Below are 20458 nucleotides of genomic sequence, written 5' to 3' on the forward strand. Positions count from 1 at the left end.
GGCCTTCTCCATGTCCTCCAGGAGATCCGGGTCGACCACCATGCCCGCCGCGTGGTGATGCGCGCGGGCGACGGTGGAGTCCACGCTGACCAGGCTGAGATCGACATCGTCACGCGCCGCCGCCTCGGTGATCATCGCGTCCATGAGGGTCTGGAAGACCCCGTCACGCGCCCACAGGCGGAACCGGTCGTAGATCGTCGACCAGGAGCCGTAGCTGTTCGGCACGTCCCGCCAGGGGCTGCCGGTACGGAACCTCCACATCACCGCGTTGAAGTAGCTGCGCAGGTCAGGGATCGGTCCGGACGCCCCCAGCGGGAGGTGCGGCTCGATCAACTCCCATTCACCATCGGTCAGATCACCACGCGTCATACAACCGTGCTACCAGCCGAAGCACCCGGACGAAGGACGAACACCCCGATTGTGATCCGGACTCAGAACAGGCCCTAGCCGCGCCGGACGGTCGTGGCCATGCTCTGCACGGAGCGCTCGATCTGATCCGGGGTGGGTGCAACCGGTACGGGATCGGTTCGCGCCGTGCCCTCGGCCCGGAAGGCGTCGAGCAGGTAGGCGGTGAAGCGGCGCCACGCGTCGGGCGCCGCGTCATGGGTCGCGGTGACCAGGCCGGCGTTCGCGAGCAGCAGGATGCCGATGTCGGCGGCGACGAAATCGGGCCGTAGCGAGCCCTCCCGCTGGGCCCGCGCGATGAGCTCCTCCAGGCCGGCGTGTGCCTGCGCCTTGAGTTCCTCGACCACGCTGGACGACGGGAACCGCAGGGTGATCAGATCGCGCAGGCCCGCGTTGGACGCCTGAGCGCCGCACAGGTACTCGACGAGCTGCCGGAAACCCGCCCACGCGCTCGGGCTTTCCAGCGCCCGGCCCACGGCCACCAGGTACTCGCGGATCTTTCCTTCGAAGCTCGCCTCGAGCAGGTCGGCGCGGGTCGGGAAGCGGCGGTAGAGCGTGGCGATCCCGACCCCGGCCCGGCGGGCGATCTCCTCCAGACCGACGTCGATACCGCGTTCCGCGAAGACTTCTTCGGCAGCCTGCAGAATGCGTTCGCGGTTACGCTCCGCGTCGACCCGCAGTGCGGGGACTACCTTCCCGGCTCGCCCAGCCGTCGCCACACGGTTTCCGCCGCGTCGCGCACTGTCCATGTGACGAGCCTACCTTTATATACGGAGGTATCTCTCCACTTAACCTGCTAAGGTTATCCGGAAGATCTCCTCCGTTTATACCAATCGTCACGACCGCCCGCTTGTCCGGCGAAAGGATTTCCGCAATGTCACAGCCCGTCATCGCCGACGATCAGCGGACGCGGTCCGCGCCAGCGGAGGGCACCGGCGGCCGGCGGGGTAATCCCTGGTGGACGCTGACGAGCGTCGCCCTCGGTGTGATCATGGTCGGTCTGGACGGGACGGTCGTCTCGATCGCGAACCCGCGCATCGCCGAGGATCTCGGCGCCTCACTGACCGACCTGCAGTGGATCACGAACTCCTATCTCCTCGCCCTGGCCGCCCTGCTGGTCTTCGGCGGCAAGCTCGGCGACCGGTACGGCCGCAAGCTGATCTTCCTGATCGGCGTGGTCGGATTCGGGCTCACCTCACTGGCCATCGGCCTGGTCGGCAACATCGTCGGGATCATCGCGCTTCGGGCGCTCCAGGGCGTGTTCGGAGCCATGCTGATGCCGAACACGCTGGCCATCCTGCGCGGCGCGTTCCCGCCCAAGGAGCTGAACCGGGCGATCGGCATCTGGAGCGGCGCGTCGTCCATCTCGATCGCCGGCGGACCGATCATCGGCGGCCTGCTGGTCGAGCACGTGAGCTGGGAGTCGGTCTTCTACATCAACGTGCCGATGGGCGCGATCGCGCTGGCCGTGGGCCTGGCGGTGCTGCGTGAGTCCCGCAGCGAGAGCACCGGGCAGCGCCACGACATCCCCGGCATCATCACCCTGTCCGGCGGCCTGGTCGGCCTCGTGTTCGGCCTGATCAAGGCGTCAACCTGGGGCTGGACAGACCCGAAGACGCTCGCCTGCGTCTTCGCCGGGCTGGCCGTGCTGGTGCTGTTCACGGTGATCGAGACCCGGGTGGCCGCTCCCCTGCTGCCGATGCGGCTCTTCGGCAACCGGTCGATCTCGGTGGGCAGCGCTGTTCTCGTCATCAACTTCTTCGCGCTGTTCGGTGTGCTGTTCTTCGTCACGCTGTTCCTGCAGAACGTCCGGGACACCTCGCCGATCGAGACCGGTGTCCGCATTCTGCCGCTAACCCTGGCGATGATGATCATGTCACCGATCGCAGGCAGCGCCACCGAGCGGTTCGGCCCCCGCCCGCCGATGGTGATCGGCCTGGTGCTGTCCGGGACGGCGCTGCTCCTGTTGACCGGGCTCGAGCCCGGCTCCAGCTTCAACGCGCTGTGGCCGTCGCTGCTGATGCTCGGCATCGGGATGGGCCTGGTCATCACGGCCAGCGCGGAGGCGATCGTCGGCAACGCCCCGGTCGACGACGCCGGGGTCGCCGGTGGCCTGCAGACCACGGCGTTGCAGCTCGGCGGGGTCGTCGGGACGGCCGTCCTGGGCTCGGTGCTCAGCAGCCGCGTGGCATCGGTCATGGTCGACAAGCTGACCGGCGCCGGCACCCCCGCCGAGGTCGCGAACCGGCTGACCGACTCGGAGCAGCTCATCAGCCAGGGAGTAGCGCCCCAGGTGACCGGCGCGTCGGAATCCGTCCAGGCCGCCGTGACCGCGGGCAGCCACGCGGCCTTCATGACCGGCCTGCACGTCTCCCTCGTCGTCGCCGGCATCGCGACGCTCGTCGCGGCGGGGCTGGCCCTCCTGGTCCGGCGCGGCGACAGCAGCGACGGAACCCCCGTCGTCGTGCACTGATGTTCACGGTCTGATCGTCGTGTGCCGTGTCCGGCATCCGGTCGGCCTGACCGGATGCCGGACACGCCCCCGTCGCCTGGCGACGGCCCCGGAACGGGGCTCGTCGCCAGGGTGGGCAGCTGTCAGTGGAACAGGCCGCGCGATCTTCCCAGCGGAAGGTCAAGGTGCGTCCGAATGCCGGGTGGGGCCGCGACGACGTCGTGGATCATGTTGACAACTGACATCGCGGTCCAGGTCTGGCCGGGATGGGCCGAGCCGCCGGACGGATTCGCTTCGATCGTGAACGTGGTGGCCGGCTCGCCGAAGAACTCGACGATGTACCGACTCGCGCCGTTCACGATCTCCGGAGTGAGATCGTCCGCCATCTTCCACTTCGATTGGAAGACGATCGCGGAACGCCCGTCGACGACCGCTTCCCAGCGCCGGCACATTCCCGCCACCTTGCCGGTCGGGATGACCCCCGAGGCGACGACGAGGTCCTCGTCGCTGACGGCAACCGTGAGGCCACACTCGTACCGGTCGACCGTAAGGCCGAGGCCTGCGGCCAGCAGGCCGATGGACTGGCTGTACGCGTCCAGGGCGAGCCGGTGCGTCCGATGGGCCTCGTCCGGGTCCCGCCCGAACCCGAAGGCTGTGAGCATCTCGCTCGCCGGCGCGCCGCTGAAGTCGACCACCTCGGTCACGACCACCTGGTCGAGGCGGCTGTGCAGCCGGGAACCGACGAGCGCGAAGATGTCACCGACGAAACCCGGGTGGATGCCACCGGCGTGGAAGCTGGTCCCGCCCGCCCGGCAGGCCGCCTGTAGCCGGATCGTCTGCTCGTCGTCCGGCCGCGGGAACGTGAAGCCCAGCGGTGTGACGACATTCTTCCCGGAACGCAGGAGGGCCTCGAGGTCGTCAAGGTCGGGCCGTAACGGCGCGTAGTGCACGCAGTCGGCGTCGATGGCGAGGAGCTCCCCCTTGTCCGTGGTCGCTGTGACGCCGAGCGGGGCGATCCCGGCGAGATCGCCCGCGTCCGCACCGTCCTTTGCCGCGGAAGTCGTGTAGACACCGACCAGCTCGAACGCGGAGTTGGCCGCGAAATGACGAATGGAGATCTGGCCGATACGACCGGTGCACCACTGAACGACACGTACGGGGCGCGACGGGTTGACCATTCGGTCGCCTCCTTCTCGAAGGGTGCCAGGCTGCGGCGGGAACACCGGCCCTCATGGTGTCAGAACAGGCCCTGCGCCGAACGTGGCCGAGCGGCACGATCACGGCATGCCGGGTCGTCCACGCCAGGGCCGCGGGCCATGCGGCAGGCGTGACGACATCCGACCGTCGCGCTCCGCCCGCACCCGCGGCGCACCCAGGGAGATCCGGCTGCTCTCGGCGGTGTCCTTCCGAATGCGATGTCGTGGGTGAGTCCGGCGGTAAACCGGGTAGGAGCTGTTTCAGGTCCGGCCGCACCGGCCCGACGCCAGCAGAAACCGTGGAGAGAACGGAGTCGTGATGACGAGGCCGACAACGGTCCACAACACCGGGAATCCCCAGGTCACAGGCGACAGCCCCTACGCGCCGCCAATGCCGGAGGCCGGTCGGAACCCCACGCCACGGGCCGGGCACAATGCCACTGGCCAGGCTGCCCCGCAGGGTGCGTACCCGCAGCCATCGGCTGACCAGAGCGGTTATCTGCCGTATCCGGAAAACGGACAGACGCAGGCGCAGTTCGGCCGCCCGCCGTACCCGCACGGCCCCGGCCCGGCTGGTGAAACCTCTGGTGTCCGCACGCTGTGGATCCTGGGATTCGTCCTGGGCGCGGTCGGTGTGCTGTTCCCGGTCGCCGGAGTGGCCGGCATCGTCTGCGGCGCGGTGGCCTGGAGCAGGCGAAGCAGCCGGGGGAAGGCGGCGACAATCGTGGCGATCGCCGGGACGGTGATCGGTCTCGCGATCGGGATAATGCTGTACGCGTGATACACGGCCGCGTCCCCCTGCGCGACGCGGCGGTCCGCCTCCTGACAATCGACGACGCCCGAGCTGGATTCCCAGCCCGGGCGTCGTTGTCTCGCCACACGTGCATCGCGAGAAGGTGACGTCGTCCCGGACAGAGGACTGGCGACCGTCACTTCAGCGTTCGGGCGTGGCCAGGATCTTGAACAGCATGGTGTTGACGTCGGTGAGCATCTGCGTGTCGACCCGGCGCAGGCACTCTCCCAGGCCGGCCTTGGCCACGAAGGTGACCAGGCCCATCACAGCCCATTGCCCGGAACCAAGATCGACGCAGAATCCTTCGCCGCCGGCATGCTCCACGATCAGGGCAACCAACACGGTCGGCTCGTCAACGATCTCGTTGTAGATCGTCGAGCTGATGACCAGCACTGCCTGCGACGCCGAACCGATGGCCACGGTCCAGATCTCACCGCGCCGCGGCGATCTCACTCAGTGGCACCCGCGAGGTTGGGCAGCCCCGCCGCCGAGAGAGCCCGCTGATTGGCCTCGCCGAAGGCGAGGGCCGCACTCGCCGCCGCCGGGTTGGTTCGCATCCAGGCTCCATGCGCGACGCAGCGCCGGCGCATGTCCTCAGCGTCGAGCAGGCCCTCCACCCAGGCGTTCATCGACGTGTGTTCGGCCTCCGCGTACCGCTTGACCGCCTCGTAGGCCTCGTCCGAGAGCCGGAGCGTGATCGTGCGCGACATGCCCAACATGCTAGCAAAAGATGACAGCAAGATCCGATAACCACCCGGAGCGCGTCACGCCGGGGCTCGGCCGGCCGATGTTTCTGCAAGATGTGGCGCTATCGCAGCGCCTCGAGTGACCGCAGCTGCGCGGGCGTTCCCGACGCGGCGGCGAAGTCGAGCAGTTCGTCGAAGGTGGGAACCAGCACCTCCAGCAGGTTCGCCACGGCGGCCACCGAGTCGTCGAGCTCCGCCCGGCTGATCCCGTACCTGCGAGAGATCTCCAGGGCACGGCGGCGCACGGCGCTCGTCCGGGTCTGTTCGTCATCGCACCACAGCTGCAGGAAGCGGGTGTCCTTCACCTGAAAGGAGCCGAGCCGGTGCAGGGGCTGCCGGGGCCGCGGACCGAACGCGTGGGCTGGGAGGGTCGCCCGCCACACCCCGTTCGGCAGAGCGGTCAGCGTCGCCTGCCCCAGGCCCTGTGYGCGTAGCCATTCCACCCAGACCTGGCGTGCCTCGACGCGGCGCTCGTTCGCGAGAGTGTGCGTCACCTGCGGCGTCTGCGCGCAGAGATGCTCGAGGAACCGGTCACGGTCCTGGGCGGCCTGGGTGAAGGCCAGCACGGTGCCTCTTCGGCCAGGACAAGATGGGCCGGCAGCCAGGCGGCGCCGGCACTCACCGGATGCAGGTTGTGCAGCCGGCTCGGCACGTTGAAGCGGTCCCGGTCCGACCGCGATCCCAGCACCCGTACCGCGTCCAACTCGAACGGCCGCAGGGACGTCAGCGGTCTGAACCAGTCCTGCCGGTTTCCCGTGTTCCTGTCGCCGTCCAACACCACGCGCACCGAGCCGTCGTAATGTGCCCGAGGGAAAGGGAGATGCGTGAATGCGTCGAACATCAGGAGCTGACGGCTTTCCCTGAGGACATACCGCACCCCGTCCCGGGCCGAGACGGTACCCAGATCCGTGGGCCGCAGTATCCCCGGGTCCGGGTTATCTCGATGAAGGTGACCGATGTCGACGAGATGTTCGATCCCTCGAGACACGAGCGATCGGGACAGCCCGAAGAAGCGAGCGAGCTCGTCCGACGTGCGCAGCCGGCCTTCGACGATCCCCCGTAGAAGGTAGTGGTCGACGACGTCGAAGGGCTGGCTGTCCTCGAACGTCGCCTGGGCCTCGACCTGCCACAGCGGCCAGCGCACCGAGAAGATACGCAGTGGGCGGATCTCCGGCGTCGCCATGATCATCTCAARGGCCCGGTAGTCGGGGTACATCAGCCAGTCGCCGGCCCCGCCCGTCGTGGGGGCGCCGTTGGAGGGACGGGTCACCGCGCGCTCCCGGCGGCCTCGCGCAGCCAGTTCCCGATCTCCCGGGAGCCGCGCAGGTCCCCCACGGTCGACAGCGCGGTTCTCAGCTCTTCGACCAGGTCACGGAAGCCGTCGTCCTGCGATCGCCCGAGGGTGTCCAGATCGCCGACGAGCACGAGCTGCTGGCGGGTACGGGTCATCGCCACGTTGAGGCGACGCAGCTCGCTGAGGAATCCGACTGTCCCGCTGCGGTTGCTGCGGGTGAATCCGTAGATGATCAGATCTCGCTCGTTGCCCTGGAAGGCGTCCACAGTGCCGATGTTGTCCTCGACGGCTTCAGGGCCCCCCAGGCGCCGGATGAGCGTCTGTCGCAGAAGCCGCACCTGCTCCCGATAGGGAACGATCACCGCCCAGTCACGGTGATGGCCGGCGTAACCGGCTAGCAGGCCCGCGATGAGTTCCGCTTCCAGCCGGTTACTGATTCCCCCGTTCGCCTCGGCGCGGGTCTCGAACCGCCGCGCGGGCGGCTGATCGGAGGTGTCGATGAACGCCAGCGGACTCCTGAAAAGAGGGTCGGGCCCGGTGCCGGGATGGTCCGTGGCGAGCGCACCGCCGTAGAAGGCCCGCGAGATGAACGTCGCGACCGTCGCCGGCATGCGGCGCTGGGTTGTCAGTGTCACCCCGTGTTCCGGCCCGATCCGCTCGAAGAGCCGCTCGAACTCGCTGCGCCCGACGATGTCCTGGGTCTCGGCGATCGCCGGGGCGGACAGCTCCGCCCCCGGGACGAGCGCCTGCGCCCATTGGGCCACATCGTTGTCCAGGTAGGGAGGCAACTGCTTGTGGTCTCCGACAAGCACCGCTCGGCGCGCCCGGACGAGGGGAACCAGCAGATCGGGCAGGGCGATCTGGCCCGCCTCGTCGACGATGGCGAAGTCGAAGTCCAGCCCGCTGAGCAGCTTCTTCGTCGCGACTCCAATGCAGGTCGCGGCGATGACGTCGGCATAGCCGACGAGTTCGTGCTTGAGCTCCTCGTCCGCGGTGGGGATCCGGCCACGCCACTCGTCGAGCAGGGATGCGCGGGTGCGGGCGAGCTCGACCGCGTCGAGCAGGCTCCTCTCGCGCCGTTGCCACCCGGCGACGTCGTCGGCCTCGCCGTCGGGAAGGGCAGGGCCGCAGCCGGCCAGTTCCAGCTCGGCGCGCAGCGGTTCCGCGGTCCGCGCCGCCTGGGCGAGCGCCCGTTCCCGGCGTCCCCACTCGTACTCCCGCTCGGCCAGAAGCCCTCCGCCGGCCCCGTCCTGGGCGACGAGCAGCGTGACCCGCTCCAGAACGCCGTCGTGCTCCGCTCGAGCTGCGGCGAGCTCCCGCTCCGCGGCGTCGGCCCGGGCGTCGGCGGCCTGCAACGCCCGCCGGCGCCGGTCGACACTGCGGCGGTGAATCACCGCCCACCACCGGGGGACCTGCCGACCGGCCGCCGCCTCGAGCCGGCGCCAGGCCCGGGCTCGGCCATCCCGCTGCTTCGACGCCGCCGCCTCGAGCCGGTCGACCTGGGCCTGGGCCGCGGCGATCTCCGCTTCATGCGGGGCCCGCACCCGCCGGGTGATGCCGTCCAACTCGGCGTCCCGGCGGTGGACGGCCCGGTCGGCCTGTCGCGCCTCGTCCAGGTGCCCGCGCAGCAGCGCCAGCTGGGCCCGCGCGGCACCTCCGGAGTCACCGACGCCAACGAACGGTGCCAGCGCCGACACGATCGGTTCTGTCTGGCGCACGATGTCGTCCTTGAGCGCCTCGACCTGAACCTCGGCGGTGAGTTCGCGCGCCGCCCCGGTCAGTGCCTCCGGGTTGCCGACCCGCACACAGCGCAGCTGGCTGGCCAGGCCCTTGAGGACGTTGTCGACGGCCCGATTGCTCTGCGAGGTGACCAGGACACGGCGCGGACCACCCGTGCCGGCCCGGGCAGCCGCGGCTTCGGCAACGGCCATCTCGGTGATGGTCCAGGTCTTCCCGGTCCCCGGAGGGCCCAGCACCAGCAGCAGGTCCGGCTCGCCCCGCGCACGCTGGTACGCGTCGAGCTGGCCGTCGTCCAGCGGGCGGCCYGGCGTCGCTGACCGGTCGGGCGGTGACGCTCTCAGGACGCGGTGCTCCGCCAGCATCGCCAGCAGGCGGGGATTGACCGCCGCGCCATCCCGCAGAGTGGCCACAGCATCCAGCTGAGCCCGGTAGACGACGTCGCTCGGGAGAACCGTCAATGCGCCCTGGGCCGGGATGCGAGCAAAGTCCGGGACACCGTCGAACCGGACCGTCACATCGAGGTTCTCGGCACGCAGGATGACACCGCGCAGGTCCCGGTCGTCGTTGACCTGAATCTGCGTGCCCTCGGCGATCTGGCACCCCTCAACCAGCCGGAACTCGTATACGCCGCGAGCGGAGTACCGCTGTTCCCGCGTTGCCCGCCGGGCGCGGTAGAGAATCCGCGCGGCGGCGAGCCGTTCCCGTTCGAGGTCCCTGGTCCGCCGGATGATCCGTTCGACCGTGTCGAGATATTCCTGGTGCCGGTCGGACACTCTGGCGGCCGACGCCGACGTCCGCAGCGCCGCCCAGGCATCGGTCAGTATGCCGATATGATTTCTGCTACCCGCCGAGATGTTTTTGATGTGCGGGTGGAGGGTCCACCGGGGGCAGTGGAGGCGCAGGAAGCCCTCGACGAGACTTCTGTGGTCCCGGAAGCTCCACCGGCCCACATGAACCAGGATGTATCCGTCGTCGCGGCCGGTGGGGCGAAGCAGCGCGATGTGGGTGTCGGTGTACAGCCGCAGCGTCGCGGAGCCCTGTTCCCCGTTGGTTTCCAGCCGAGCCGGTATGCCGGAATCGGCCATCCGTCCGAGCTGGTTGACGAAGCCCTGTGGGTCGAGGTCGTCATCACCCTGGACGCGGGCGCTCGCCATCTTCTGGACCAGGGCGGCGCTGGGCGCCACAGCGATCCCGCTGGGCAGGGTGACAGCCGAGATCGCCATCAGCGCACGGACCGAGCGAGGTGGCGGGCACCGGCCCGCAGGGCCGGGGTGAGCAGATCTGGCCGGGAGGGCCGCCGGGCCGGATCGGGATCGAGGGCCGCCTGCAGGGCGTCCTCCAGCTCGTCGGGCACATCGAGCCCGAAGGCGCGCAGCGGCATGGAACGGCCTGGAGCCGGTGGTCGTCCGGTCAGGCAGTGGTAGATCATCGCGGCCAGCCGGTAGACGTCGGTGCGGAACCCGACCTCGGGACCGTGGAACCCGAGCCGCTCCTGCTCGGGCGCCCGATACTCGGCGGGCCCCTCGCCGGGCCGACGGGGAACAGCCGCCAGGCCGACGTCGCGTATCAGAGGCCTGTCGCCCGGGCCGGGGAGCGTCACCCCGTCCGGCGTGAGGGCCCGGTGGCTGTGCCCGGTCTCGTGCAGCCTGGAAAGGACGCCGGCCGTCCTCGTGGCGACGGTGAGCAGGGCGGTCGCGGTCACGCGGTCCAGTGGGCGGGCCCGGGCGGGATTCACCGGGCCGAACACCTCCCGCCACGTCCGGCCCGCCGGCCGGACGGAGATGACGGCGGCCTCGGTCGACCCCACTCGGCCGTCGACGAGCCGGGGCAGGCCGTTACGGCCACCGATCCGGCCGAGCAGGCGCAGCTGGGTGTCGATCGCCGCCGCGTGTGCCTCTGCCTCCGGGTCGGGCCGCCGGATCAGTACCTGCCGAAACATGGCCGGGCGGGTCGGCGTCGACATGACCATAGCCGCGCCCGTTCGCAGGACCCAGGCGTCACCGCCCCGCCACTCCTGCGGATCGCCGTAAAGCAGGCACTGGCAGCCGGCGATCCTGATCGTCTCGCCCGCGTGGGGGCGCCGGTCGACCGAACGGGGAGGCGTCAGCGCACCTGCTCCGGCGTCCGCGGGCGGCACGGTGATCCCGAGCTCCGCGCCGGGGGACGGCGGTCGCGGCCCGCCGGGCGGCGGGTAGTAGGCCGCGAGCACCGCGGCCGCCGGCGGCTTCGCGAGCAGGCTCCGCAGCCCGGTCTCGTCCCAGATATCGATCTTCGTGGACGTCTCGGCCTGCTGGACGCGTCGCCAGCCGTCCCACCAGAGCGTGGTGGGATGATCCATCGAGCTGGGGACGCACAATATCCACTCGTCGATCCGATAGCCGTGCGCGCGGGCGTTCTTCTGCGCAGAAGCAAAAGACTTCCTGATCTGGCCATGGTGTGCCTGTGCGACCTGCGGCATGAAGTACTTCGACTGCCAGACGACGATCCGGTCGTCAAGCCTGCCATGAAAGACGTCGATGCCGCCGTCTCCCGGGTTGGCACTCACCTGCCGGGCACCGGGGTGAAAAACGTCCACCAGCTGCGCGATCATCTGCTCGAAGTCGGCCCGGGCACCCGCCGCGCTACCGGTGTTCACCTCGTGCGCGCGGAAGTTGACCATCGGGTTCTCGTGCGATCCTGACACAGCGGATCGTTCCTCCTCGGGCCAGGGAGTCGGATACCGCGAGAAATCATAAGCCGTCACCGGACGGCGCAGCACAGGAAGAGCATTGGTCACGGGATGTGCGCGTCGGGCGTGTGACAGGTCACAGGGCGCGCAGCAGGCGGGCTCCGCGCAGGGCGGCATCCCAGGCGGCTCCGGCCACCGCCCTGGTCACGAAATGGCCGATCCAGACCACCAGAAAGGTGGCCAGGATCAGGATCGGCGCCCAGTTCCAGGACAACTGGAGGACGATCCGCTCGAACGCGCCGTGCGGGTCGACGACCGGTTCCCAGCTGTTCAGCCGGGCCCACCGCCCCAGGAAGATCCCGACGGCGCACAGGGCGTGTGCCGCCACGGTGACCCGGCCTTGCCACTCCGCCCGGCCTACGCGGCCGAGATACCGGCGCAGGCCGGCCAGTGACAGGTAATAGGCGAGGAAACCCGACCCGATGAACACCCCGTAGACAGGCAGCACCGCGGTCACCACGGGACCGTCGCCGCCCGCCACCAACACATCGTCCCGTAGATGGACGAGGTCGGTCACAACGTATGGGGCGTTGGGCAGGAACAGCGCGAACAGCACGAGCCCGGCCCACCACAGGGGCGAACGCGACGGATGCCGGTCGGCGCCACCCCGAAACAGTCCGCAGGCCAGGACGACCGGAGCCCAGGCCAGCAGGGTGTTCCACATCATCCACCGCGCGTTGCCGCGGACGACCTCAGCCAGACTCGGCGCCACCACTTCCAGCACACCCATGGTTGCATTGTGAGTACCAGGCGTACCAGGCGCACCCGAGCGGCCGCTTTCACGGCCGCCGCGGGCTACCGGTGCTCGTTATCCTCCCTGGCATGGCCCGGACGGAGCATGTTCCCTGTCTGGTGGGGCAGGGCCGTCCTCATGATCCTCGAAGACGACGGCGCGTTGGGTGCGCTGGATCGACTCGGCGATGTGCCTGATCCGCTGTAGTCGGGCGTCCCACGCCGACCCGACGGACGACAGTTGGGCCACCGCGCGGGCGAGCTGGGCGCCGTCCACCCGATACTGCTTCTCCCGGCCCGCCGGGGTCGCGTGGACGAGGCCGACCCGGTCGAGGACGACGAGGTGCTTGGCCACCGCCTGGCGGGTGACCGGCAGCCGCTGGCTCAGCGTGGTCGCGGTGCCGTGGCCCTCGCTGAGCAGCAGGTCGAGCATCCGGCGCCGGGTCGGGTCCCCGATCGCGGACCAGAGGTCGTCATCGACTGTGCCGAGTTCCATGACATCCTCCTGCAACGTTTGGTTGCTCGTCAGGTTACCCGGCAGGGCAAGATCCAGCAACCATCGGTTGCTTCTCACCTCGACGGCTGCCTGGGTGGCCCGGCGGGGCCACCCAGGCAACGGGATCAGGCGAGGTCGTAGCGGTCGAGGTTCATCACCTTGACCCACGCCGCGACAAAGTCGCGTACGAACTTCTCCCGCGCGTCGTCGCTCGCGTACACCTCCGCGAGCGCACGCAGCTCGGAGTTCGAGCCGAAGACGAGGTCGACGCGGCTGCCGGTCCAGGTCAGCTCGCCCGTGGCGGCGTCGCGGCCCTCGAAGACGTTGTCGTCCTCGCCGCTCGGGCGCCACGTCGTGCCCAGGTCGAGCAGGTTGGCGAAGAAGTCGTTGGTCAACACCCCGGGCGTCGCGGTGAGGACCCCCAGCGGTGACTGCCGGAAGTTCGCCCCCAGAACCCGCAGGCCACCGACGAGGACCGTCAGCTCGGGGGCGCTCAGGGTCAGCAGGTTCGCCCGGTCGAGCAGCAGGTACTCGGCCGGCAGTCGCAGGCCCTTCCCGAGGAAGTTACGGAACCCGTCCGCGGCCGGTTCGAGCGCCGCGAACGACTCGACGTCGGTCAGCTCCTGGGACGCGTCGGTCCGGCCCGGTGTGAACGGGACCTCGACGTCGAAGCCGGCTTCGCGGGCGGCCTGCTCGACAGCGGCACCACCGGCGAGCACGATCAGGTCGGCGAGCGAGACCCGCCTGCCGTCGGTCCGGGCGGCGTTGAACTCCTCCTGGATGTCGGTCAGCGTCCCCAGCACCGCCGCCAGCCGGTCCGGCTCGTTGACCTCCCAGCCGCGCTGCGGCTCAAGGCGGATGCGCGCGCCGTTGGCACCGCCGCGCTTGTCACCGCCACGGAACGTCGAGGCCGACGCCCACGCGGTCGCGACCAGCTCGGAGACCGACAGGCCCGACGCGAGGACCCGGGCCTTCAGCGCGGCGACATCCGCGGCGTCGACGAGCTCGTGGTCCACCGCCGGCACCGGGTCCTGCCACAGCAGCGTCTCGGCCGGGACCTCCGGGCCGAGGTAGCGCGCGAGCGGTCCCATGTCGCGGTGGGTCAGCTTGAACCACGCCCGGGCGAACGCGTCCGCGAGCTCGTCCGGGTGCTCCAGGAACCGCCGGGAGATCGGCTCGTACACCGGGTCGAACCGCAGGGCGAGGTCGGTCGTCAGCATCGTCGGGGCGTGGTTCTTCGCCGCGTCGTGGGCATCGGGGACGGTGCCGGCGCCGGCGCCGTCCTTCGGCTTCCACTGGTAGGCCCCGGCCGGGCTCTTCGTCAGCGCCCACTCGTAGCCGAAAAGCGTCTCGAAGAAGCTGTTGTCCCAGCTCACCGGGGTGGGAGTCCAGGCACCCTCGAGCCCGCTGGTGATCGCGTCCGCGCCCTTGCCGGTACCGAAGGCGTTCTTCCAGCCGAGGCCCTGCGCCTCGAGGGGGGCGCCTTCGGGCTCCGGACCGACGTTGTCCGGGTCGCCCGCGCCGTGGGTCTTGCCGAACGTGTGGCCGCCGGCGATGAGCGCCACCGTCTCCTCGTCGTCCATCGCCATGCGGCGGAACGTCTCGCGGATGTCGCGGGCCGCGGCCAGCGGGTCCGGGGTGCCGTTCGGGCCCTCCGGGTTGACGTAGATGAGGCCCATCTGGACCGCCCCGAGGGGATTCTCGAGCTCCCGGTCACCGGTGTAGCGCTCGTCGCCGAGCCAGGTGGTCTCCGGGCCCCAGTAGACGTCCTCGTCCGGTTCCCAGACGTCCTCGCGGCCACCGGCGAAGCCGAAGGTCGTGAAACCCATCGATTCCAGGGCGACGTTGCCGGCGAGAATCATCAGGTCGGCCCAGGAGAGCGCCTGGCCGTACTTCTTCTTCACCGGCCACAGCAGGCGGCGCGCCTTGTCCAGGTTCCCGTTGTCCGGCCAGCTGTTGAGCGGCGCGAAACGCTGCTGCCCGGCGCCGCCGCCACCACGGCCGTCGCTGATGCGGTAGGTACCCGCGCTGTGCCACGCCATCCTGATCATGAACGGGCCGTAGTGACCGTAGTCGGCCGGCCACCAGTCCTGCGACGTCGTCAGCACCTGCGCGATGTCCCGCTTGACGGCGGGGAGGTCGAGCGTCCGGAACGCCGCGGCGTAGTCGAACTCCTCACCGAGCGGATTGGCCACCGCGGGATTCTTGGCGAGGATCTTCAGGTTGAGCCGGTTCGGCCACCAGCCGCGGTTCCCGCCGCCCTGGGTGGGATGCGGGGCCCGCTCATGCGCGACCGGGCAGCCGCCACCGCTTTCCTCGTTCAGTTCGGAAACAACTGTCTCGTGATTCTCGGACACAGGATCCTCCGTCGTTGGCGGATCAGCAGCGGATCGAAAGCGGACAGGGACGGATCAGGAACGGTCGGGACGGATGGGGGTCGGATCGGGAGCGGGTAGGGACAGATCGGAAGGAGTCAGGAGCGGTCAGGGGCGGCTCGGGGGCGGTCAGGCGTCGCCGGCGGGGAGCAGTCGGGGCACCGGCCCCAGTAGAAGACCTCGGCCTCGTCTATCGAGAAGCCGCGGTCGTCGGACGCGGCCAGGCAGGGCGCCGAGCCGACCGCGCAGTCGACATCGGCGATGGCGCGACAGGACCGGCACACGACGTGATGGTGGTTGTCCCCCACCCGCGACTCGTAACGGGCCGCCGAGCCGGCCGGCTGGATACGCCGGACCAGGCCGGCCGTCGTGAGAACCCGCAGCGAGTCGTACACCGCCTGGTGGGACACCTCAGGCAGCTCCTCGCGCACGGAACCGACGATCGAGTCGGTGTCCGCGTGCGGATGCGCGTAGACCGCCGTCAGCACCGCCACCCGCGGACGGGTGACGCGCAGCGCGGCCCCGCGCAACATCCGCCGGAAGTCCTCCGCTGTGGCCACCACCACATGGTCACCCGTTTTCTGGAACCAGTCAAGAAAACCAGAAAGTAACCAGGCCACCACTCCAAGCTCCCGATATGCTCCCGGCTACAGGACCCTGGCCCCGGCTCCGTGGGCGCGAAGCGGCTGCGCGAGCGTCTGAGCTGGGCGTTTGCGGTGACCCACGCCACCGAATGCCACGATGCGCCACAGTTCGTCTCGAATGCGTAGTATTCGGCTATCTAACGCCGCCGTCCCCGCCCGGAGTACCGATCAGCGGTGTCCAGCGCGATGCCCCGACGGATGTTGGAAGGACCGAGAGTAATTGGCCAGGAGCGATTTTCCCGGAGACAGGTCGTGGGACTTCAAGTCGGTCACGACCAGCGGCACGGTCCAGGGCTTCAACGGTGAGCCGGTCGACCTGCGCACCGACGTCGCCCACATCGCCCGGGTCTACGACCACTGGCTCGGCGGGAAGAACAACTTCGCGGCCGACCGGAAAGTGGCGGAGGCGGTCATGGCCGCGATGCCCACGGTCACCGAGAGCGTCCGTGCAAACCGCTCTTTCCTGCGCCGCGCCGTGAACCTGCTCGCCACCGAGCACGGCATCCGCCAGTTCCTCGACATCGGCACGGGCCTGCCCGCGGCCGACAACACCCACGAGGTGGCCCAGCGCGCCGCTCCGGACTCCCGGATCGTCTACGCCGACAACGACACGATCGTGCTCGCGCACGCCCGGGCGCTGCTCACCAGCAGCCCCGAGGGCCGCACGGCCTACGTGCACGGCGATGTCCGCCAGCCGGCCGAGATCCTCGCCAAGGCCGCCGAGACCCTCGACTTCACCCAGCCGATCGCCCTGATGCTCATCGCGGTCATGCACTGCATTCCCGACGAGGACGATCCGTACGCCATCGTGCGCACCCTGACGGATGCGATGCCCCCCGGCAGCTACTTCGTCCTCAGCCATCCGATCCCCGCGACCGACGCACCGTCCGGCGACGTACCGGCCGAGGATCTGGCGGCGGCGTACGCCCTGATGCGGGAGGCGTCCACCGGCAGTTTCCACGCGCGGACAGCGGATCAGATCACCCGGTTCTTCGACGGCTGGGAGCTCCTCGACCCCGGCGTCGTCCTCGCGACGCAGTGGCGGGCGGACGAGCCCGAATCCACCGTGATCCGGGTCGGCATCGGCCACAGGACGGCCTGACGCGCTCGTCGACCGAGACACAGCCGCGCCGGATTCACGCGGCCCGACGCGACCGACAGCCCGACGCGACCGACAGCCCAACGTGCCCTACAGCTCGATGTACCCAACAGACAGTGGTCATTTCATGGTCGGCACACACCTGGTCATGGGAGCGAGCGGTTTCCTCGGTTCGCACGTCACACGGCAGCTCGCGGAGCGCGGCGATGACGTCCGCGTGTGGATTCRCCGATCCAGCTCCACGCGGGCTTTCGACGACTTACCGGTGCAACGTTGCTATGGCGAGCTGGTCGACKACGCGGCGATCCGCGAGGCGATGCACGGCGTCGACACCGTGTACTACTGCATCGTCGACACCCGGGCCTGGCTGCGTGATCCGGCGCCGCTGTTCGCGACGAACGTCGACGGCCTGCGGCACGCACTGGACGCGGCGCTCGAAGCCCAGGTGCGGCGCTTCGTGTTCTGCAGCACCGTCGGCACGATCGGCCTCTCGCCGGACGGCCGCCCGGCCGACGAGAGCGTTCCGCACACCTGGGAGCACCTGGATGGGCCGTACATCCAGGCGCGCGTCGCCGCCGAGAACCTCGTCCTGCGCTACTGCCGTGAGCACGGGCTGCCGGGGATCGTCATGTGCGTGTCGACGACCTACGGAGCGCCCGGCCACGGCTCCCCGCACGGCCGCATGGTGTCCGACGCCGGCGGCGCGAAGCCGCCGCGCGTGGGGATCCCGCTCCCCGTGATGAAGGCCGTCGGTCGCCTCGGTGACGTGGCGGGGCGCGTACTGCGCCGCGACGTCGTGATGAACAGCGTCAGCACCCGGCTCATGCACTTCATGCCGCCGCTCGACCACAGTAAGGCCACCCGGGAACTCGGCTGGGATCCGTCCCCGACACCGGATGCCGTCCGCGCGGCCGCGAAGTCCTACCTCGAGCAACAGCACCAGACCGGCCGCTGACGGTAGGGGGTCGGCCCCGGTCCGGCGCGTTCCGGGAGCGAAGGCGAGGCTGCGGGTGCAGCCCCGTCCAAAGCGGGCTGCGGGAACCTGGGTCCGCCCGCCACGGCCACGGGACGGAGTTGTCCCGGGCGCCCGTCGTCATGCTGTGACTCGGCACCGATGAGTTCCGTGCGCCGGGTCGGTCCAACCAGAGCACACACCGGGGTGGACGGCACGGCCGCGAGCGAGGCGGAGCGGGACGTCCACGACATGGCTGAGGAGAGTTCAGGATGCGCACACTGATCGTGACCGCTTTCGTGTCCGTCGACGGAGTCATGGAAGCGCCGGGCGGGGAGGCGGAGTACCGCAACACCGGCTGGACCTTCAAGGACATCGACTTCGACCCCGCCGCCTACGAGATCAAGGGCCGGGAGCAGGAGGAGACCACGGCACTGCTCCTGGGGCGGACCAGCTACGAGGCCTTCGCTCCGGTCTGGCCGACGATGGACGACTTCGCCGGCTACAACGCGATGCCGCGGTACGTCGTGTCCAGCACGCTCACCGAGGACGACTCGCGGTGGCCGGCGACGATCCTGCGTTCCGTCGACGACGTCGCGAAGCTGAAGGAGACCGAGGGCGGCCCGATCGCGGTGCACGGCAGCGCGACGCTGGGAAAGAGCCTCGCCGACGCCGGGCTGGTCGACCGTTACCACCTGCTGGTGTTCCCRGTGCTGCTCGGCGCGGGAAAGCGGCTGTTCAGCGAGGCCGACAAGGACAAGACCATGCTGAAACTGGTCGAATGCGACGCCTACCCGAACGGTGTCCAGAAGCAGGTGTTCGAGGTCGTCCGCTGACCCGGCGCCCACCGGCGGCGGGCGGGCCTCAGCGGCGGAACAGGCCGACCTCCTGGATGGCGGAGGCGACGAGCAGGCCGTCCCGGGTGAAGAACATGCCCCGGGAGAGGCCTCTCCCGCTGTCGGCGCTCGGGCTGTCCTGCGCGAACAGCAGCCAGTCGTCCGCTCGGAACGGCCGGTGGAACCACATCGCGTGGTCGAGGGAGACGATGTCGAGCCGCCCAGGAAGAGCCATATAGGGCAGGTTCGCGGTACTGGCCAGGGTCAGGTCGGACAGGTAGGTCAGCGCGCAGACGTGCAGCAGCGGATCGTCCGGCAGCACCTGGTCGACCCGTACCCAGACATTCTGCCGCGGCATCCCGTCGGCCGGGCCGGGCGCCGCGGCGATCGGTGGGGTCGCGGCCCTCCCGGGGACACCGGTCGTCGAGCGGATGTCGATCAGGAGAAACGGTCGGTATTCGGGGGCTTCGTCGATCGGCCCCCACCACCGCCGCAACGTCTCGGGTTCGGGCACATCCGGGGCCTCTCGCTGGTGCGTCTCGTCGGCGTCGCGTGGCCGCTGGAACGACGCGGACATCGAGAAGATGGTCTCCCCGTCCTGCACGGCGCTGACGCGGCGGGTGGTGAACGACCGACCGTCCCGGATGCGCTCGACGAGGTACACGATTGGTGCGTCGGTGCGGCCGGGGCGGAGGAAATAGCCGTGCAGCGAATGCATCCGCCGGTCGGGCTCGACGGTCCGGCCGGCGGCCACCTGGGCCTGCGCCGCGACCTGCCCGCCGAACGCGCGCATCGGCGCGCCGTCATGGCACAGACCACGGAAGATGTCGCGGTCCACGGACTCCAACATCAGCAGGTCCGCGAAGTCGGGCTTGCGTTCGGTCATCGACGTCCGCCGCCAGACACCAGGTCGGACGTCGCACACCGGCGCGGCACGCGGCTCACCGGCGTCACGGCGGTGCGCCGCTCGACGGCCGGGTTCGCGGGCAGGGCTGCCACCAGCCGAAACGGCGGGATCAGGGACACCGTGCGAGGCTACGCCGTGCTCCGTGCCGCCTGCCGCCGATTCCACCCCGGGCCCGGGGCCGACAGGAGCCGATGGCCGGACGGTCAGTCGCCCGCGGCCGGCTCGGGGGAACCCCCGAAAATGCTGTTGCAGAGCAGCAGGTAGAACCGGTCGGGCCGGGGAACGTGATCGATTTTCTCCAGCTCGCTCGCGTGGTCCCCTTCGGTCTCCATCGCGAACTTGCCGTAGCCAAGCACCCGGCCGTTGGGATCCAGGGTGTACGAGATATCCGTGATCTTCGACAGCGGGATGCTCTGGACCCGCAAGGAGATGATCCCGGACACTTTGATCATCCGCGAGCTCGTGATCAGCAGGTTGGTGCGGTGCCAGTCGAGCAGGCGCCACAGCAGTCGTACGACCGCGGCCAGCGCGACCCACCACAGCAGCGTGAGCAGGAAACCGGCACCCGCGCCATGGGTCCTCGAGTAGATGGAGAGGGCCAGGACACCGACGAGGATGGCCGCCGTGCCGAGAACCAACCGGGCAATTACCACCCAGTGCAGTCGAATCTGAACAATTGTCTGCTCATTCGCAGCCAGGTATCTATGGTTCCGCACGCCGACCCCCCGGGTTTCCCTCGACGTACGGTCGCATGTTTAGCTGCGCGGCAACCCTGACAGGGATCGGTTTTCAGTTCGACTTCTTCACCAGTCCCCAGAAGATCGATGTTGGCCGCGAAAATCGTCGGCGCGCGGCGTCTATCAGGGGCACCCGACGGCTGATGCCGAGCCCGCCTCACGCCGACGGGCCCTCCCCCCGCCCGCTGCCTGCTTGACGCCGGCAGAGGCGGAGGGAGGGCCGTTGGTCAGCGCGGTCTCAATCATCCACGCGATTTTCAGTCGGCGACGGTCGTACCACCCACAGTCGCCCCGCCAACCGCGGTACCGCCGCCGCCATCGGCGAC

At 69.7% G+C, this 20458-nt stretch carries 20 protein-coding genes; 5 read left to right on the top strand and 15 right to left on the bottom strand.

Annotated elements, in window-relative coordinates; translation table 11 throughout:
- Both BBK14_RS19645 and BBK14_RS19650 read right to left on the bottom strand, forming a co-directional pair.
- A partial coding sequence (locus BBK14_RS19645; protein WP_071064646.1) for an IS5 family transposase occupies positions 1 to 369 on the bottom strand: 369 nt, incomplete at its 3' end.
- A 74-nt stretch (positions 370 to 443) separates the two neighbouring features.
- Positions 444 to 1124 carry a TetR/AcrR family transcriptional regulator gene (locus BBK14_RS19650; protein ID WP_071064648.1) on the bottom strand — a complete coding sequence of 227 codons (681 nt, stop codon included), beginning with the start codon at positions 1122 to 1124 and terminating at the stop codon, positions 444 to 446.
- Between the two features lie 155 nt (positions 1125 to 1279).
- Here BBK14_RS19650 and BBK14_RS19655 point away from each other — a divergent pair, with 155 nt between their 5' ends.
- Complete coding sequence (locus tag BBK14_RS19655; protein WP_083391097.1) at positions 1280 to 2878, top strand: MFS transporter; 1599 nt, start codon at positions 1280 to 1282, stop codon at positions 2876 to 2878.
- Between the two features lie 122 nt (positions 2879 to 3000).
- Here the strand turns inward: BBK14_RS19655 and BBK14_RS19660 are convergent, their stop codons facing one another.
- Positions 3001 to 4035 carry an NAD(P)H-dependent amine dehydrogenase family protein gene (locus tag BBK14_RS19660; protein ID WP_071064650.1) on the bottom strand — a complete coding sequence of 345 codons (1035 nt, stop codon included), beginning with the start codon at positions 4033 to 4035 and terminating at the stop codon, positions 3001 to 3003.
- A 337-nt stretch (positions 4036 to 4372) separates the two neighbouring features.
- Between BBK14_RS19660 and BBK14_RS19665 the strand changes: the two genes are divergently transcribed.
- Positions 4373 to 4834: a DUF4190 domain-containing protein gene (locus BBK14_RS19665; RefSeq protein ID WP_071064652.1), complete on the top strand. Its 462-nt coding sequence runs from the start codon at positions 4373 to 4375 to the stop codon at positions 4832 to 4834.
- Between the two features lie 153 nt (positions 4835 to 4987).
- On the opposite strand, the gene BBK14_RS19670 is transcribed toward BBK14_RS19665, so the two are convergent.
- From BBK14_RS19670 to BBK14_RS19710, 10 genes are all read right to left on the bottom strand, one after another.
- On the bottom strand, positions 4988 to 5299 hold the full coding sequence (locus tag BBK14_RS19670) for a type II toxin-antitoxin system PemK/MazF family toxin (protein WP_071064654.1): 312 nt from the start codon (positions 5297 to 5299) through the stop codon (positions 4988 to 4990).
- Complete coding sequence (locus tag BBK14_RS19675; protein WP_071064656.1) at positions 5296 to 5556, bottom strand: toxin-antitoxin system HicB family antitoxin; 261 nt, start codon at positions 5554 to 5556, stop codon at positions 5296 to 5298. Before BBK14_RS19675 ends, BBK14_RS19670 begins: the two co-directional genes overlap by 4 nt.
- Before the next feature lie 98 nt (positions 5557 to 5654).
- Complete coding sequence (locus BBK14_RS40325; RefSeq protein ID WP_241831672.1) at positions 5655 to 6086, bottom strand: hypothetical protein; 432 nt, start codon at positions 6084 to 6086, stop codon at positions 5655 to 5657.
- The gene (locus BBK14_RS40330; RefSeq protein ID WP_241831673.1) at positions 6083 to 6862 is read right to left on the bottom strand and encodes a MarR family transcriptional regulator; all 780 of its coding nucleotides are present in this window, start codon (positions 6860 to 6862) and stop codon (positions 6083 to 6085) included. The genes BBK14_RS40325 and BBK14_RS40330 overlap by 4 nt, the downstream gene beginning before the upstream one ends.
- Positions 6859 to 9849, bottom strand: a complete 2991-nt coding sequence (locus tag BBK14_RS19685; protein WP_083391098.1) for an AAA domain-containing protein — start codon at positions 9847 to 9849, stop codon at positions 6859 to 6861. Before BBK14_RS19685 ends, BBK14_RS40330 begins: the two co-directional genes overlap by 4 nt.
- On the bottom strand, positions 9849 to 11309 hold the full coding sequence (locus BBK14_RS19690; protein WP_241831674.1) for a protein kinase family protein: 1461 nt from the start codon (positions 11307 to 11309) through the stop codon (positions 9849 to 9851). The genes BBK14_RS19685 and BBK14_RS19690 overlap by 1 nt, the downstream gene beginning before the upstream one ends.
- A 121-nt stretch (positions 11310 to 11430) precedes the next feature.
- Positions 11431 to 12084: a DUF1361 domain-containing protein gene (locus BBK14_RS19695; protein WP_041253808.1), complete on the bottom strand. Its 654-nt coding sequence runs from the start codon at positions 12082 to 12084 to the stop codon at positions 11431 to 11433.
- Between the two features lie 78 nt (positions 12085 to 12162).
- Entirely contained in the window at positions 12163 to 12582 is a 420-nt protein-coding gene (locus tag BBK14_RS19700; protein WP_071064660.1) for an ArsR/SmtB family transcription factor, read from the bottom strand.
- Positions 12583 to 12707: 125 nt separating this feature from the next.
- Positions 12708 to 14939, bottom strand: coding sequence for a catalase/peroxidase HPI (gene katG, locus BBK14_RS19705; protein WP_071064662.1), 2232 nt, complete (start codon positions 14937 to 14939; stop codon positions 12708 to 12710).
- A gap of 116 nt (positions 14940 to 15055) precedes the next feature.
- On the bottom strand, positions 15056 to 15517 hold the full coding sequence (locus tag BBK14_RS19710) for a Fur family transcriptional regulator (protein ID WP_071064675.1): 462 nt from the start codon (positions 15515 to 15517) through the stop codon (positions 15056 to 15058).
- 304 nt (positions 15518 to 15821) lie between these two features.
- Between BBK14_RS19710 and BBK14_RS19715 the strand changes: the two genes are divergently transcribed.
- From BBK14_RS19715 to BBK14_RS19725, 3 genes are all read left to right on the top strand, one after another.
- Positions 15822 to 16703, top strand: a complete 882-nt coding sequence (locus BBK14_RS19715; RefSeq protein WP_083391099.1) for an SAM-dependent methyltransferase — start codon at positions 15822 to 15824, stop codon at positions 16701 to 16703.
- Positions 16704 to 16848: 145 nt separating this feature from the next.
- Entirely contained in the window at positions 16849 to 17655 is an 807-nt protein-coding gene (locus BBK14_RS19720; RefSeq protein ID WP_241831676.1) for an NAD-dependent epimerase/dehydratase family protein, read from the top strand.
- 269 nt (positions 17656 to 17924) lie between these two features.
- Positions 17925 to 18488: a dihydrofolate reductase family protein gene (locus tag BBK14_RS19725; RefSeq protein ID WP_020459127.1), complete on the top strand. Its 564-nt coding sequence runs from the start codon at positions 17925 to 17927 to the stop codon at positions 18486 to 18488.
- A gap of 28 nt (positions 18489 to 18516) precedes the next feature.
- On the opposite strand, the gene BBK14_RS19730 is transcribed toward BBK14_RS19725, so the two are convergent.
- Together BBK14_RS19730 and BBK14_RS19735 are read right to left on the bottom strand one after the other, a co-directional pair.
- Positions 18517 to 19374 carry an acyl-CoA thioesterase gene (locus BBK14_RS19730; protein WP_071064666.1) on the bottom strand — a complete coding sequence of 286 codons (858 nt, stop codon included), beginning with the start codon at positions 19372 to 19374 and terminating at the stop codon, positions 18517 to 18519.
- Between the two features lie 224 nt (positions 19375 to 19598).
- The gene (locus tag BBK14_RS19735; RefSeq protein WP_241831675.1) at positions 19599 to 20033 is read right to left on the bottom strand and encodes a PH domain-containing protein; all 435 of its coding nucleotides are present in this window, start codon (positions 20031 to 20033) and stop codon (positions 19599 to 19601) included.
- Positions 20034 to 20458 lie beyond the last annotated feature (425 nt).

The sequence above is a fragment of the Parafrankia soli genome, assembly GCF_001854695.1.
Classification (GTDB): Bacteria; Actinomycetota; Actinomycetes; order Frankiales; family Frankiaceae; genus Parafrankia; species Parafrankia soli.